Here is a 14,851-nt window from a genome sequence, read left to right as displayed (position 1 = left end):
CCCGGTCAGCGGCCCGGGGTGAGTGATGCCATCCACGCCTCGATCTCGTCGGGCCGACGGGGCAGCTCGGCCGAGAGGTTCTCGATGCCGTCCTCGGTCACCAGCACGTCGTCCTCGATGCGCACACCGATGCCGCGCAGCTCCTCGGGGACCTTGAGATCGTTCTCCTGGAAGTACAGCCCCGGCTCGATCGTGAAGACCATGCCGGGCACGAGCTCGGCGTCCATGTACATCTCGCGGCGGGCCTGCGCGCAGTCGTGCACGTCGAGCCCCAGGTGGTGGCTCGTGCCGTGCACCATCCAGCGGCGGTGGAACTGCCCCTCGGGGGCGAGGGACTCCTCGGCGGTGCCGGGGAGCATGCCCCACTCCTCGAGGTGACGGGCGATGACCTGCATCGCCGTCGTGTGCAGGTCGCGGAAGCGGATGCCGGGGCGGGCCGCGGCGAAGGCCGCGTCCGCCGCCTCGAGGACCGCCTCGTAGACCTTGCGCTGGGCGGGGGAGTAGGTGCCGGACACCGGCAGGGTGCGGGTGAGATCCGCGGTGTACAGGGAATCCACCTCGACACCTGCGTCGATGAGCACGAGCTCGCCCTCGCTCACCGTGCCGTCGTTGCGCACCCAGTGCAGGGTGCAGGCGTGGTTGCCGGCCGCGGCGATGGTGTCGTAGCCGACGCCGTTGCCCTCGGCGCGCGCCGAGGCGCCGAAGACGCCCTCGATCACGCGCTCGCCGCGACGGTGCCCGACGGCCTGGGGGAGCGCCGCCACGACGTCCTCGAAGCCGGCGATGGTGGCCTTCACGGCCTCGCGCATCTGCGAGACCTCGAAGTCGTCCTTGACCAGGCGCTGCTCGCTCGCGGCCTCCTGCAGGCGATCGAACTCGCGCGTCTGCTCCTCGCCGTCCGGCAGACCGTTCTGGGACCGGATCTCCTCGACCATCCCCTGCACGCCGGCGTCGACGCCCGGGACGATCGCGAGCGAGAGCTGCGGGCCGACGTCCTTGGCGAGAGCGTCGCGCAGCTCGTCGATGTGGCGGCACTCGATGCCGATGCGCGCCGCAGTCTCCTCGAGCGTGGGACGGCGACCGACCCACAGCTCGCCGTAACGGGCGTCGGCGTAGAACTCGGTGGAGTCGAAGCCGGCGCGCGGCCGGAAGAAGTAGGTCGCGCGCGAGGTGCTCTCGCCCTCCGCGGCGTCGGGGTCGGGCTCGACGACGAGCACGCTGTCGGGCTCCTCGTCCGTGCCCAGGCCGCTGAAGTAGACGAAGCCGGTGTCCGGGCGGAACGGGTAGTCGGTGTCGTTCGCGCGCACCTTGAAGACCCCTGCGGGCAGCACCATGCGCGTCGCCGGCAGCTCGCCCACCAGGGCATCGCGGCGGGCGGGGGTGAAGTCGGCGACCTCGCGGCGCTCGGCCGCCGGGACTGTCTCGTCCCAATCGGCGGCGATGAAGGCGCGGAAGGCCTCGTTGGTGGGGCGCTCGGAGCGCGCGTTGACGCGGGAGGCGAGCTCCTCCGCGCCCGGGCCGGAGCCGTCGGCCGCGGTGTCCTGCGGTGACGGATCGGGGGCCTCGGGGGTGGTCTCTGCGGACGGATCGTTGTTCTGGGTCATCACCCTCGCATCGTCTCACGCAGGGTGCTGGCAGGATGGGGGCATGGCCCACCTCCCCCCGGGACTCGCCGACGGGTCCCGCATCGACCTGCATGCCCACACCCGGTGCTCCGACGGCACCGACGGTGTCGACGCGCTCGTGCGGCATGCGGCCGAGGCGGGGTTGGACGTCCTCGCGCTCACCGACCACGACACGACCGCCGGCTGGGACGAGGCCGTCCAGGCTTCCCGTCGCCACGGCGTCGCGGTGATCCCCGGCATCGAGGTCTCCACGGAGTGCGAGGACCTCTCGGTGCATGTGCTCGCGCTGCTGCCCGACCCGTCGGACGACACGGAGCTGCACGCCCACATGGAGCGCGCCCGCACCTCCCGCGCCACGCGCGCCCGTCGCATGGTCGAGCGCCTCGCCGCCGATCACCCCATCCGCTGGGAGGACGTCGAAGCGCAGGTGGCGGGTGAGAGCACGACCGTCGGACGCCCTCACATCGCCGACGCCCTGGTGGCCCGCGGAGTGGTCGCCGATCGTACGGAGGCCTTCGGTGGTCTGCTGAGCTCGTCGAGCCCGTACTACGTGCGCTACTGGGCGCCCGAGCCGGCGCAGGCGGTGCGCGCGATCGTCGCGGCGGGCGGCGTCGCGGTGGTCGCGCACCCCGGCGCGCTCACCCGCGGGAGCGCCATCCCCGAGGACCTCCTCGAGGAGATCGTCGCCGCGGGACTGGCCGGCATCGAGGTCGATCACCGCGAGCACGATGATGTCTCGCGGGCGAGACTGCGCGCCTTCGCGCGATCCCACGAGCTCCTGGTCACCGGGGGCAGCGACTACCATGGCGCGGGCAAACCGAACCGGCTGGGCGAGAACCTCACCCGTCCGTCCGTGCTGGCCGCTCTGATCGAGCGCGCCACGAGCAGAACCGAGGTCCTCCTCCCGTGAACGTGGTCGATCTGCGCTTCCTCGCGGGAGTGTTCGTGACGCTGTTCGTGATCGTCGATCCGCCCGGGACGGTGCCGATCTTCCTCTCGCTCACGCGCACGATGACCTCGAAGCAGCGCTCGCGCGCGGCGATGGTCGCCGTGGGCGTCGCGATCCTCATCATCGCGTCCTTCGCCGTGTTCGGCCGCTTCATCCTCGCCTACATGCACATCTCGCTGCCGGCGCTGCAGTTCTCCGGCGGCCTGCTCCTGCTGCTCATCTCCCTGCAGCTGCTGATGGGCAAGGAGGGCGAGCTCGCCCAGAGCAGCGGCGTGAACGTGGCCCTGGTGCCGCTGGGCACCCCGCTGCTGGGCGGTCCCGGCGCGATCGTGGCGATGATGCTGTTCGTCGACCAGTCCCACGGGGAGCTCCCGCGCGTGAACGCACTGATCATCGCGCTCGTGGTGATCGCGATCGTGCTGTACGTGTTCATGCGCTTCGCGGACGTCATCGCGAAGATCCTGGGCGACGGCGGCGTCACCCTGGTCACCCGCATCTCCGGCGTGCTGCTCGCGGCGATCAGCGTGCAGATGCTCTTCGACTCCGTGCACTCGTTCCTGGAGACCTGGGGCGTGATCGCCGCGTCCTGACGCGCCCGGGCGGCGGGGGCCGTGCGGCACCCACTGCTCGGTCGGAACGAGCCCCGGATCCTGCGCCCCGGATTCCGCGCCCCGGATTCCGCGCCCTGTGAGGCTCGAGTGGTGCGAAACCGACGCCAAGGACCCTCTTGACGTCGGTTTCGCACCACTCGTCGACGGTTCCGCGTCTGCTCGGCTGCTCTCGTCGGGCTCGGGTGCCGGCGACCCGCCCGGAGCGGGTCAGCTGCCGTCGAACTGAGCGGGCAGCTCCCAGGCGCCGTCCGGTCCGCGCCGCGCGATCGAGCGCACCCAGCGGGCCGTGCGCGCCAGCGTCTCCGCGGCATCCGGGGGAGCGCCGACGAGGGCGCGCGACGCGTCGAGGTCGAGCTCCTGCGCGGTGGCCCAGGCCCCCGCGAGCGCGCCCGTTGCACCGCGCTCGGCAGGGCGCACCACGACACGGGGCGTGTCATCGTCCTCGAGCGGACCCTCGGCGATGAGCGCGGCCACCAGGACCCGGGCGGCCTCGAGATTCGTGACCGCGGGCGCATCGCCGACGTTCAGCACGCGCGCGGCGGGATCGCGCAGGCAGGCGGCGGCCGCCTGGGAGATCGAGGCGGTCGAGGTGAGCGTGCCGATCGCCTCCGCCCTCTCGATGGTCAGCTCGCGCGCCCCCTCGAGGACCGCGCGCACGAGCGGCCACTCGCGCACCCGTCGGGTCGAGTGGCCGTGGATCCGGGCCGGGCGCAGCACACTGGCGCGCTCGCCGCGTGCGGCGAGAACCCGCTCGGATTCCGCCTTGTTCGCGCCGTAGCCCAGGCGCGAGGCGTAGCGCTCGCCGTGGAAGTCCATCGTCGTGGTGGACTCCGGCGTCGGGCCGGGCCACCGCGGCGCCTCCTCGGAGTTGGCATGGCGGCCGGCGGCGTCGACGTAGACGGCGCGGGCGGACAGCATGACGGTGCCGCCGCACGAGCGAGACCAGCGGGCGAGGTCGTCCGCATGACCAGGGGTATAGCACTGGCCGTCGAGCAGCCCGTCCACGCCGTCCCCGACGAGCTGGTCGATCCCGCGCACGTCGTCGCGGTCGACGGCGAGGACCCGGATGCCCAGAGCGCTCCAGTGCGCAGGGGCCAGCTCAGGGCGACGGCAGGTGACGGTGACGGCGGCCCCTGAACGTGCGAGATCCTCGGCGGCAGCGGCGAGAGTGCCGGTGCCGCCGAGGATCAGGCAGGAGGGGGAGGTCATCGGAGTCCGGTCAGGACTCCGAGCCGCCCTGTGAGCCCTGGGCGCTCGGGCTGCTCTCGCCGCCCTGGCCGCCGCGGCGACCGCGGCCGCCGCGCGAACGCCGACGGCGCGGGCGCGAGGACTCCTCGCCGTCGCGGCCGGAGTTCTCGGGGCCGCTGCTCGCGGCCCCGCCGTTCTCGGATCCGGAGACGACCTCGCCGTTCACCCGACGGGTGCGGGTACGGCTGCGCGAGCGGCGCGGCTTCTCCTGTGCGCCCTCGGAGGCCTCGCCGGCCACCTCGGTGCGGGCGGTGCGCTCGGAGTCGCCACGGGAGCGGCCGTCGCGTCCGCCGCGCCCTCCGCGATCGCCGCGCCCTCCGCGATCGCCGCGTCCTCCGTGATCGCCGCGTCCTCCGTGATCGCCGCGTCCGCCGCGATCTCCGCGCTCGCGCCCCCGGCCGCCGCGCGAGGACTCCTCGCGACGCGACTCGGGACCGCCCAGATCCTCGATCTCCTCTGCATCGAGGCCTTCGCGGGTGCGCCGCTCCTTGGGGAGGGTGCCCTTCGCGTCGGTCGGGATGTCGAGGTCGGTGAACAGGTGCTCGGAGGTCGAGTACGTCTCGACGGCCTCGGTGGACTCCAGCCCCAGCTGACGGGCGATGAGCGCCCAGCGCGCGAGGTCCTCCCAGTCCACGAAGGTCAGGGCGGTGCCCTTCTTGCCCGCGCGGCCGGTGCGACCCGTGCGGTGCAGGTACGTCTTGTCGTCGTCCGGGCAGTTCCAGTTGATGACGTGGGTGACGTCCTCGACGTCGATGCCGCGGGCGGCGACGTCGGTCGCGATCAGCACGTCGATCTTGCCGGTGCGGAACGCGCGCAGCGCCTGCTCCCGGGCGCCCTGACCGAGATCCCCGTGCAGCGGCGCCGCGGCGAAGCCGCGGTCCATGAGGTCGGTGGCGACCTTGTCGGCCTGGCGCTTGGTGCGCATGAACACGATCGTGAGGCCGCGGCCGCGTGCCTGCAGGATCCGTGCCAGCACCTCGATCTTGTCGAGCTGGTGGGCGCGGTAGATGACCTGCTTGATGTCGGCCTTGGTGCGCGAGGCGTCGCCCGGGTCGTGGGCGCGGATGTGGGTGGGCCGGCTCATGAAGCGGCGGGCCAGGGCCATGATCGGACCGGGCATCGTCGCGGAGAACAGCATCGTCTGGCGCGTCGTCGGGACGGCCTTGAGGATCTTCTCGATGTCCTCGAGGAAGCCCAGGTCGAGCATCTCGTCGGCCTCGTCGAGGACAGCCGTGCGGACCTGCGAGAGATCCAGGTGGCCCTGTCGCATGAGGTCGATGAGGCGACCGGGCGTGCCGACGACGATCTCGATGCCCTTGTCGAGGGCCTCGATCTGCGGCTCGTAGGCGCGGCCGCCGTAGATGGTCAGCACGCGCACGGGGCGCTTGGCCGAGGCCGCCTGCAGATCGGAGGCGACCTGCACGGCGAGCTCGCGCGTGGGCAGCACGACCAGGCCCTGCGGCTTGCCGACCGGTCGGCTCTGCGGGTTGTCCTCACCAGGGGCGACGACGCTCTGGAGCATCGGGATGCCGAAGCCCAGGGTCTTTCCCGTCCCGGTCTTCGCCTGGCCGATGATGTCGCGCCCCTTGAGCGCGATCGGCAGGGTCATGGCCTGGATCGGGAACGGGTGGGTGATCCCCTTCGCGGCCAGCGCCTCGACGATGTCCTCGCGGACGTCGAAATCGGCGAAGGTCTGCGTGGGAGCGGTGTCCTCGACGGGTGCGGCCGCGTCGGCCGTCACCTCGGGATCGGGGGTGCCGGAGCTCTGCTCGACGGCGATGGAGGAGGCCGGGGTGTCGGGCGCGATCGCGCCGGTGGCCTCAGGGGTGTGCGGGGTGGATTCGGGCACAGTTCATCTCTCTGATCAAAGTGGTGCCCCACCATCGTAGCGTTGTGCGCTCCGTCACCCGATGGGGCAGGCCGACGACCGGGCCGGAGCGGAAGGGCTCCGGACGCACGGCGGCCGACGGCGCGGGCATCTCGCCCTGCTGCCGTCGGCCGTGCCGCTCGACGCGGTCGCCGCGGGGTCAGCCCGGGAATCAGCCCAGGAAGCCGACCCGCTTCTGAGTGGGGCTCGAGATCTCGGCGTAGGCGATCTTCGCGCCCGGCACCAGGACGGTGCCGCCCTTGGAGTCCTTGAGGGTCGCGATCGAACCGTCGCCCAGGGCGGTCTCGAGCGCGGCCTGCACCGACTCGGCGCTCTCCTCGGTCTCGATCACGAGCTCGCGAGGCGCGTGCTGGATGCCGATGCGGATGTCCATGTGAGGTCCTTCCCTCGTGCGTGCGGTCGATCCGCGAGTCTATCGCCGCATGCCCCGCCACGGGCAGGTCGCGGGGCTCTGCGCGGTGCGCTGTGGGGTGAATCCGCCATCGGCGGAATCGGGGGCGGATGCAGCAGAGGGCGCCGCGGGGTCTCAGACCAGCTCGCGCGCCCCGTCGGCCGCAGGGCGGTCCTCCTCGAGTCCGGCGATGCCCGAGGCCACGAACCGCGAGAGCAGGTCGAGCTCCGCGGGCGACGGGTCCGCCGGGCCGGGCGGTCCTGTCCTCTCCATGGCGGTCCCTTCCGCGGCGATCCCCTCCGGGCTCTCGGGGCGCGCTTCCGAGGGGCGCAGCACGTCGCCCGCCGCGAGGGCGATCAGGCAGCGACCCAGCAGCACGGCCGTGCGGTCGGGCAGGACGGGGCGGTGCACGAGGGCCTGGGCGAGGGTGCGCGCGAGCTGGGTGCGGAAGACCGAGATCAGGGCGCTCACCGGACGGGACACGGACTCCTCGCTCAGCAGCAGGCGCACGCCCAGATGGTCGTCGGCCAGACGCTGCACGCGACGGATCGCTCCTCGCGCGCGCTCCTCGGCGTCCCCGGTGAGCGGCGGCAGCGAGCGGGCGGCGGCGACCACGCGGGCGCCCACGCCCTCGACGACCATGAGATACAGCTCTTCCTTCGAGTCGAAGTGCTGGTACAGGACCGGTTTGGTGACGCCCACGGCACGCGCGATGTCCTCCATGGAGGTGCTGCGGAAGCCGTGCGCGACGAAGGCGTCGGTGGCTGTGGCGAGGACCAGCGCACGGCGCTCCGACTTCGGCATCCGCTGCGTGGACCGTGCCATCTGTGGCTCCTCCCGGCAGAGGTCGACCCTCGGCCCCCGTGTCGATGCGCGGTCGCGACCCCTCCCGCACGACCTGCACTACTCATTCTAGGGCATTTGTCCGGTACGCCGGGCTTGCCGGGATCGCGCGTCGCAGGCGGCGCGCGGACCGGGCCCGCGGAGCGCACGGACCGGGCGCGCGGACCTCGCTCGCGGTCTCGGATGTCCGTCCGCTGTGGTCCACTGGGTGACGTGCAGAAGACGGAGGCGGGACCAGGGATCGGCGAGCTGCGGGTGCTGCCGCCGGACCCCCGGCGTCTGCCCGCCCTGCTGCGACCGCAGGACCTCGATCCGACGCAGCGCGAGGCGCTGGACGCCTTCCTCGGCGGCAGCGATGTGCTCGTCCACGGCGCGCCGGGCACGGGGCGCACCGCCCTCTCGCTGGCCGCCGCCCTCGCGCGCACGGGCGCCGACGCGCGCGGCGGGGCGGGTGCCCACGGTGCGGCCGGCGGACGCGACCACGAGAGGGAGATCCTCCTGCTCTCCCCTCGCCGCGCGGCCGCCGATCCGCTGCGCGATGCGGTCGCCCTCGCGGGCGGCGCCTCCGATGCGCGCGGCCCCGCGGTGCGGGTCGCGACCCCTCCGGCCTTCGGGTTCGCCCTGGTGCGCGCCGCCGCCCTCGAGGACGGCAGGGGAGAGCCGACGCTGGTCACCGGCGCGGAGCAGGACGCCCTTCTGGGCGACCTGGTCCTCGACCGCGCGGACTGGTCGCTCGACGTCGACGCCGCCACCCGCACCCTCGCAGGGTTCCGCACCGAGCTGCGCGACCTCATCACCCGCGCCCAGGAGCTGGGCATCGGCCCCTCGGCACTGCGCCGGCTGGGCCACCGCCGGGCCCGCACCGCCTGGCTCGATGCCGCCGACATCCTTCGCGAATATCTCGACGTGCTCGATCTGCAGTCCCAGGCCGCTCTGGACGCCGGGCCGCGCCTGGACTCCGGCGCGCTCGTGCGCCGCGCCGCCGGCCTCGTCGAACGACTCGACCCTCGCCTGCTGCCCTCCGCCGTGATCGTCGACGACGCGCAGGACCTCACCGTCGCCGGCGTCTCCCTCGTGCTCGCGCTGGCCCGCGCCGGCTCCCGCGTGCTCGTGACCACGTGCCCCGACGTGATGGTCGACTCCTTCCGGGGAGCGGTGGCCGACGCGGCGGCACGGATCGAGGCAGGCCTCCCGCGCGCCGCCCGCACGGTCCTGCTCACCTCCGCCCACCGTTCGGCGACGCCCCGCGCCGCCCTCGACGCCCTGCGCGGACGGCTCCCGCTGGCCGGTGCACCCGCCGAGGTGCGTCGGCCCGCCGCGGGGCCGCCTGCCGAGCCCGCGGAGCGCGTCGTCCCCGCGGGGCTGTCCGTGCTCACCGCGTCGGACCCCGAGGAGGAGGGGCGCGCGATCGCGGGCGCTCTGCGCGATCTGCACCATCGTGGAGACGTCCCCTACGACGAGATGGCCGTGATCTGCCGCTCGGGCGGGATCGTGCGCGAGGTCGCCGACATGCTCGCCCGGCACGGGCTCGCCGTCACCACCCCGCAGCGCCTGCCCGCCCTGCGGGAGGAGCCCGTGGTCACCGACCTTCTGCGCATCGTCGAGCTCGCCGTGAGCGGCCCGGCGCACGATCCCGCGAACGCACCCGGGGTCTCCCGCGCGGCGGCTCCCGCAGCGGAGGATCTCGCTCCCGCGCTCACGGCGGCCGAGGCCGCGCAGCTCCTGCGCGGTCCCTTCGGCGACGCCGACGATCTGCGCCTGCGCAGGATCCGCCGCGCGCTGCTCGATGCCCGTCGCGCCGCGCCCGCCGGCACCGCAGCACCTGCCGACCGCTCTGACTCCACAGACCCCGCCGATCACGATGCACCTGCGGACCCCGCCGACCCCGCGGCCACTGCGGGCCCCCCGACGGTCACCGGCTCGAGCGCGCTGCTCGCCCGAGCGCTCGTGGCCGAGGAGACCCCCGCGGGCCTCGAGGACGGCGGCCGCACCGCCACCCCCGTGCTGCGCATCCGCCGCATGATCCGGGCCGTGCGCGACCTCGGCCCCGCCCCCGCCGCGGCCGACGCCCTCTGGGCCGCATGGGAGGCCGCGCACCTGGCCGAGGGCTGGCAGCGCGCGGCCCTCGGCGAGGACGCGGAGGACGTCGACGGCGCTCGTGCCCGTCTCACCTCCCACCGCCTCGACGCGGTCGGGGCCCTGTTCGCCGCCGTCGATCGCTTCACCGAGCGCCGCGGCCAGGCCGACGCGCTCGTCTTCACCGACCAGATCCGCACCCAGGCCGTCGCCGAGGACACCCTCGCGCCGCGCGCCGAGGCCGCCGGGCGCGTCGCAGTGCTCACGCCTGCGCAGCTCGCGGGCGCCGAGCGCGACACGGTCGTGCTCGCGCGCGTTCAGGAGGGCACCTGGCCCAACGTCCGCCTGCGCTCGACGCTCTTCGGCGCCGCCGAGCTCAGCCTGCTCGGCTCCCGTCCCGACGGCGAGGAACTGCCGCTCGAACCCGCGGCCCTGCGCGCCGTCCAGCGCGAGAGCGTCGTGGCCGACGAGGTCCGCCTCGCGCTCAGCGCCCTCACCCGGGCGCGCGAGCGCGTCCTCGTCACCGCGGTGGACGGCGGGGAGCTCGCGCCGTCGGCCCTGGTCCCGCTGCTGCAGTCCCGTGCCGGCGAGGGCTGGCTCGATCCCGCCGTCCTCACCGAGGACCCGGGACCCGCGCCCGACGCGCGCCGCCTCGTTGCGGCCCTGCGCCGTCGCCTGCTGGACGCGGAGGAGGCGTCGGGAAGCGGGACGAGCGCCCAGGCCGCCGTGCTCCTGGAGAGCCTGCGCGCCGAGGGCGTGCCGGGCACCGACCCGTCGACCTGGTACCACCAGGACCCCAGCGTCGACGAGCCCGTGCGCCAGAGCGGGGCGCAGGTGAGGTTGAGCCCGTCGGCCCTCGAGCGCGCCCACGCGTGCCCGCTGGCCTGGCTCCTCGAGCGCTCGGGCGGCTCGAGACCTTCCGGTCCCGCCCAGCTCGTGGGCACCGCCGTGCACCGCCTCGCCCAGGAGATCCCCGCCGGCGTCGCTCCGGACCGCGTCGAGGACGTCGTGGTGCGCCTCCACATGCTGCTGCGGCCCCTGCAGCTCGAGGACACCTGGTCCGGACGGCGCACCCTGCGCCGCGCCGAGGACTCCGTGCGCCTGCTCGAGGACTATCTGCGCACCGCGCCGCCCGCGGCCGCGATCGAGGCGCCCTTCGAGGTCACCCTCGGCGACGTCGTGCTGCGCGGCGCGATCGACCGCATCGAGGGCGAGGCGCACGAGAGCACCGAGCAGGACACGGGATCGGACGGCGCCGGGCAGAGCCCCGCCCGCAAGGACATCGGTTCGCTGCGCATCGTCGACCTCAAGACGGGACGCGCGGCGAAGAAGGCGGTCGACGTCGAGGAGGACCTGCAGCTGGGTGCCTATCAGAGTGCCGTCGCCTCCGGCGCGCTGGCCGAGACCCTCGGGGCGGACGCCCCGCAGCGTCTGGCCGGAGCCCAGCTCGTCTACGTCGGCACCGGGGCGGCGAAGCCCGTGCTGCGCACTCAGAGCGCGCTCGGCGCGGCCGAGGACCCGGACTGGTTCCGGGCCATCGTCGAGGACACCGCCCGCGAGGTCTCGGGCGCCCGCGTCACCGCCCGCCGCAATGCCCACTGCGACAACTGCGCGGTGCGCCGCATCTGCCCACTGTGGGCCGAGGGGGCCGAACTGTGAACGCACGGCGCCCCGGCACGCCCGGCCCCAGCACACCCCGGCCCAGCGCACCTCGTCTCGGCGCGACCCGCCTCGCCGCGCTCATGGACCGTCCCGCGCCGACCGACGAGCAGATCGCCGTCATCGAAGCCCCTCTCGCTCCCATGCTCGTCGTCGCCGGGGCGGGGAGCGGCAAGACCGAGACGATGGCCTCGCGCGTGGTCTGGCTGATCGCGAACGGCCTGGTCGAGCCGCGCCAGGTGCTGGGCCTGACCTTCACGCGCAAGGCCGCCCACGAGCTGGCCGAGCGCATCACCGGACGCCTGGGCACCCTCGCGACCGCGCTGCGCGCCGAAGGGCTGCCCGTCCCGCGCGGCCTCGAGCGGGCGGGGGACGACCTGCTGGGCCAGGAGGTCCAGGTCCACACGTACAACGGCTTCGCCCTCGACCTGGTGCGCGAGCACGCGCTGCGCGTGGGTCTGGACCCCGAGTTCTCCATGATGTCGCCCTCGGCCGCCTGGCAGCTCGCCCACGAGCTCGTCGAGGCGGCGGACGACTCCCTGGACCTCGACGCCTCGCCGGCCTCTCTCACCGCGGCCCTCGTCTCGCTCACGTCCTCGCTCGCGGACCACCTCGTCGGACCCGAGGAGCTCGCCGCCGAGCTGCGCGCGATCCGCGACCACCTCAGCCAGATCCCCCTCCAGGTCAGCGGGCGCCGACGCACGACGCCCAAGGACGTCGCCGCCGTCATCTCCGCGTGCGAGCAGCGGCTCGAGCTGATCCCTCTGCTCGAGCGCTTCGCGGCGATCCGCACCGAGCGCAGCGCCCTGGAGTTCTCGGACCAGGTCCACCTGGCCGCGCGCATCGCCCGCGAGGTGCCCGAGGCCGGCCGCCTGGCCCGCGAGCTGCACCCCGTGGTGCTGCTCGACGAGTTCCAGGACACCTCGGTCGCCCAGCTGCGCATGCTCGCGGATCTCTTCGGCCCGGGCCACGCCGCCTGCGCGGTCGGCGACCCGCAGCAGGCGATCTACGGATGGCGCGGCGCCTCGGCCGCCTCCCTCGACGGCTTCGCGCGAGCCTTCGCGACGCCGACGGTCCCAGCCGCCACGGGCACGCCGGGCGCCGCGGGCGCCGCCGAAGCGCCGGTCCTGCAGCGCACTCTGTCGACCTCCTGGCGGAACGACCGCGCCGTCCTCGACGTCGCCAACCGCATCGCCGCCCCGCTGCGCAGCGCCTCGACGGCGATCACGATCCCCGAGCTGCACGTGCGCCCGGGCGCCGGCGAGGGGACGGTGCACGTCCACGAGGCCGCCGACGAGCGCTCCGAGGCGCGAGCGATCGCCCGTTGGATCCGCGCGCGGCGCGGCCGGGCAGGTGACGAGACGGACGCGAGGGCCCACCCGTCCGGTGCCGCGGGAGAGGACGGGCCGGCGTCGGAGCCGCTGCCGAGCGCCGCCGTGCTCGTGCGTGCGCGCAAGCAGATCCCTCCTATCGTCGAGGCGCTCGAGGAGGCAGGGCTCCCCGTGCAGGTCATGGGCCTGGGCGGTCTTCTGGACCGGCCCGAGGTGGCCGACGTGCGCGCCCTCCTCGAATGCGTCCACGACCCCGGCCGCGGCGACTGGCTCATGCGTCTGCTCGCCGGGCCCCGCTTCCGACTGGGCGCGCGCGACATGTCCGTGCTCGGCCGCTGGCGCGAGCAGCTCGCGGCGCGCCGTCGTCGAGCCGCAGCGGGCGCGGACGCCGCGGACCGCAGCAGCGCGGCGGGCGTCGCCGCGACGGGCATCGGAGCGGCCGACGGGGCGGACGAGATGACCCTCATCGACGCCGTCGACGATCTCCCCGCCCCGGACTGGACCGATCCCGACGGCCGCTCCCTCAGCGTCACCGCCCGCGAGCGCCTGCGCGACCTGCAGGGGATCCTTCGCGGCCTGCGCCGCCGCCTGGCGCTCCCGCTTCCCGACCTCATCCAGGAGGCCGTGCGCGCGCTCGACCTCGACCTCACCCTGCTCTCCCAGTCGCCCACCGACCCGCCCCTCGGCGGTCTCCCGGCGCTGCGCGAGCACGCCGCCGCCTTCGAGCGCACCGCCCAGCGACCGGGCCTGGGCCCCTTCCTCGCGCTGCTCGAGATCAGCGAGGACCAGGAGGCGGGACTCGCCATGGGAGCGGGTCAGGCCGATCCCGACCCCGACGCGATCACGGTGGTCACCATGCACTCCGCCAAGGGCCTCGAATGGGACCTGGTCGCGGTCGCGGGGCTCAGCGAGGGCTCCGTCCCGTCCTACGACCTTCGCCGCGCGAAGACCACGGAGGACGGCAGCGTGCGCGTGGCGGACTCCGGGTGGACCGGGAAGCTCGCCGAGGCCTCGATCCCCAGCTCCCTGCGCGGGGACGCCGACATCCTGCCGCAGCTCGACTGGGCGAGCGCCGACACCCAGGTCGACGCCGAGTCCCTGGTCCAGGAGTTCCGCTTCGCCCAGGGCGAGGAGACGCTGCGCGAGGACCGGCGGCTGATGTACGTCGCGGTCACCCGTGCCCGGGAGGACCTGCTGCTCAGCTCGTGCGCGTGGCGCACCGGGGCGGCCAGGCCCCGGCCGCGCTCGCGCTACCTGCGCGAGACGCTGCCCCTGGTGCCCGAGCGCTTCCAGGAGATCGAGGACGTCCCCGAGAAGAACCCGCTGGACGCGCGGCTGTTCGAGGCCTCCTGGCCTCCCGCGCCCGGGGAGGCCGAGCATCGGCGCGCCGACGCCGAGGCTCTCGTGCGCGCCGCGGCCGACGGCCGGCTCCCGGGCCTCCCCGAGGACACCGCCCTGGCCGAGCAGACCCGCCGGGTCCTCGCGGATCTCGCGGAGCGCCGTGCACAGCTCACGGTGCGCTCGCCCGCACGGCTCTCGGCCTCCCAGATCGTCGCCCGTGCCCAGGACCCGCAGGCGGCGGCGCGGTCGATGCTGCGGCCGCTGCCCCGCCGGCCCTCGCGCTCGGCCCGCCGCGGCACCGCCTTCCACGCGTGGCTCGAGCAGCGTCTCGAGGGCGGTGTGCTCCTGGATCTCGAGGACCTCACCGAGCTCGCCGACCTCGAGGACGGCCCGCTCGCGGATGGGGCCGACGGTGACCCCGGGGCCACGGCCGACGGGGAGCTCTCGGACGCCGAGGCGCTGGCCCGCATGCGCGAGGCCTTCGAGCGCTCGCCCTACGCCTGGCAGGTGCCGATCGCCGTGGAGGAGCCGGTGACCACGCGCATCGGTCCGCTCGCGATCCGCGGCGTCATCGACGCCGTGTTCCCCGATCCGGACTCCGAGGACGGCGTGGTGATCCTGGACTGGAAGACCGGGGCGCCGCCCAGCGGGGCCCGTCGGCGCGCCCGCGCCCTGCAGCTCTCGGTCTACCGCCTGGCCTGGCACGAGCGCACGGGCCTCCCGCTGTCGCGGATCCGCACCGTGTTCTTCTACGTCGCCGCCGGGAAGACCGACGAGGTGCGCCGACACCCGTCGCGCCAGGCCCTCGAGCACATGCTCCTCGCCGAGGGGGACGCGGTGGAGGACGCCCTGCCGACGAACTCACCGTCGTCGGGGCGTCCGTAGCCCC

Annotated in this window: 9 protein-coding genes; 4 read left to right on the top strand and 5 right to left on the bottom strand. The window is 74.5% G+C overall.

The window, feature by feature from the left end:
* Positions 1-5: 5 nt before the first annotated feature.
* Complete coding sequence (locus FHG10_RS11570) at positions 6-1,604, bottom strand: aminopeptidase P family protein (protein ID WP_152353486.1); 1,599 nt, start codon at positions 1,602-1,604, stop codon at positions 6-8.
* Between the two features lie 43 nt (positions 1,605-1,647).
* Here FHG10_RS11570 and FHG10_RS11565 point away from each other — a divergent pair, with 43 nt between their 5' ends.
* Together FHG10_RS11565 and FHG10_RS11560 are read left to right on the top strand one after the other, a co-directional pair.
* Positions 1,648-2,535 carry a PHP domain-containing protein gene (locus tag FHG10_RS11565; RefSeq protein ID WP_152353485.1) on the top strand — a complete coding sequence of 296 codons (888 nt, stop codon included), beginning with the start codon at positions 1,648-1,650 and terminating at the stop codon, positions 2,533-2,535.
* The gene (locus tag FHG10_RS11560) at positions 2,532-3,164 is read left to right on the top strand and encodes a MarC family protein (RefSeq protein ID WP_152353484.1); all 633 of its coding nucleotides are present in this window, start codon (positions 2,532-2,534) and stop codon (positions 3,162-3,164) included. Before FHG10_RS11565 ends, FHG10_RS11560 begins: the two co-directional genes overlap by 4 nt.
* Positions 3,165-3,392: 228 nt before the next feature.
* Here the strand turns inward: FHG10_RS11560 and FHG10_RS11555 are convergent, their stop codons facing one another.
* The 4 genes from FHG10_RS11555 to FHG10_RS11540 all read right to left on the bottom strand — a co-directional run bounded on the left by FHG10_RS11555 (position 3,393) and on the right by FHG10_RS11540 (position 7,537).
* On the bottom strand, positions 3,393-4,394 hold the full coding sequence (locus FHG10_RS11555; RefSeq protein ID WP_152353483.1) for an NAD-dependent epimerase/dehydratase family protein: 1,002 nt from the start codon (positions 4,392-4,394) through the stop codon (positions 3,393-3,395).
* A 10-nt stretch (positions 4,395-4,404) separates the two neighbouring features.
* Positions 4,405-6,282 carry a DEAD/DEAH box helicase gene (locus FHG10_RS11550; protein WP_152353482.1) on the bottom strand — a complete coding sequence of 626 codons (1,878 nt, stop codon included), beginning with the start codon at positions 6,280-6,282 and terminating at the stop codon, positions 4,405-4,407.
* Positions 6,283-6,472: 190 nt separating this feature from the next.
* Entirely contained in the window at positions 6,473-6,694 is a 222-nt protein-coding gene (locus FHG10_RS11545) for a DUF3107 domain-containing protein (RefSeq protein ID WP_152353481.1), read from the bottom strand.
* 153 nt (positions 6,695-6,847) lie between these two features.
* A complete protein-coding gene (locus FHG10_RS11540; RefSeq protein WP_152353480.1) occupies positions 6,848-7,537 on the bottom strand; it encodes a TetR/AcrR family transcriptional regulator in 690 nt (229 codons plus the stop codon).
* 231 nt (positions 7,538-7,768) lie between these two features.
* Here FHG10_RS11540 and FHG10_RS11535 point away from each other — a divergent pair, with 231 nt between their 5' ends.
* Together FHG10_RS11535 and FHG10_RS11530 are read left to right on the top strand one after the other, a co-directional pair.
* On the top strand, positions 7,769-11,290 hold the full coding sequence (locus tag FHG10_RS11535; RefSeq protein WP_227488203.1) for a PD-(D/E)XK nuclease family protein: 3,522 nt from the start codon (positions 7,769-7,771) through the stop codon (positions 11,288-11,290).
* On the top strand, positions 11,287-14,847 hold the full coding sequence (locus tag FHG10_RS11530) for an ATP-dependent DNA helicase (protein ID WP_227488202.1): 3,561 nt from the start codon (positions 11,287-11,289) through the stop codon (positions 14,845-14,847). Before FHG10_RS11535 ends, FHG10_RS11530 begins: the two co-directional genes overlap by 4 nt.
* Positions 14,848-14,851 lie beyond the last annotated feature (4 nt).

The sequence above is a fragment of the Brachybacterium subflavum genome, from assembly GCF_009299795.1.
Lineage (GTDB): Bacteria > Actinomycetota > Actinomycetes > Actinomycetales > Dermabacteraceae > Brachybacterium > Brachybacterium subflavum.
Note: the sequence above shows the minus strand (reverse complement) of the source record. Positions and strands in the feature narration are given on the sequence as shown.

What these genes read in the sequence shown, in the direction of transcription:
- FHG10_RS11570 (WP_152353486.1), bottom strand. Translation starts at nt 1,604, where the DNA reads ATGACCCAGAACAACGATCCGTCCGCAGAGACCACCCCCGAGGCCCCC.
- FHG10_RS11565 (WP_152353485.1), top strand. Translation starts at nt 1,648, where the DNA reads ATGGCCCACCTCCCCCCGGGACTCGCCGACGGGTCCCGCATCGACCTG.
- FHG10_RS11555 (WP_152353483.1), bottom strand. Translation starts at nt 4,394, where the DNA reads ATGACCTCCCCCTCCTGCCTGATCCTCGGCGGCACCGGCACTCTCGCC.
- FHG10_RS11545 (WP_152353481.1), bottom strand. Translation starts at nt 6,694, where the DNA reads ATGGACATCCGCATCGGCATCCAGCACGCGCCTCGCGAGCTCGTGATC.
- FHG10_RS11540 (WP_152353480.1), bottom strand. Translation starts at nt 7,537, where the DNA reads ATGGCACGGTCCACGCAGCGGATGCCGAAGTCGGAGCGCCGTGCGCTG.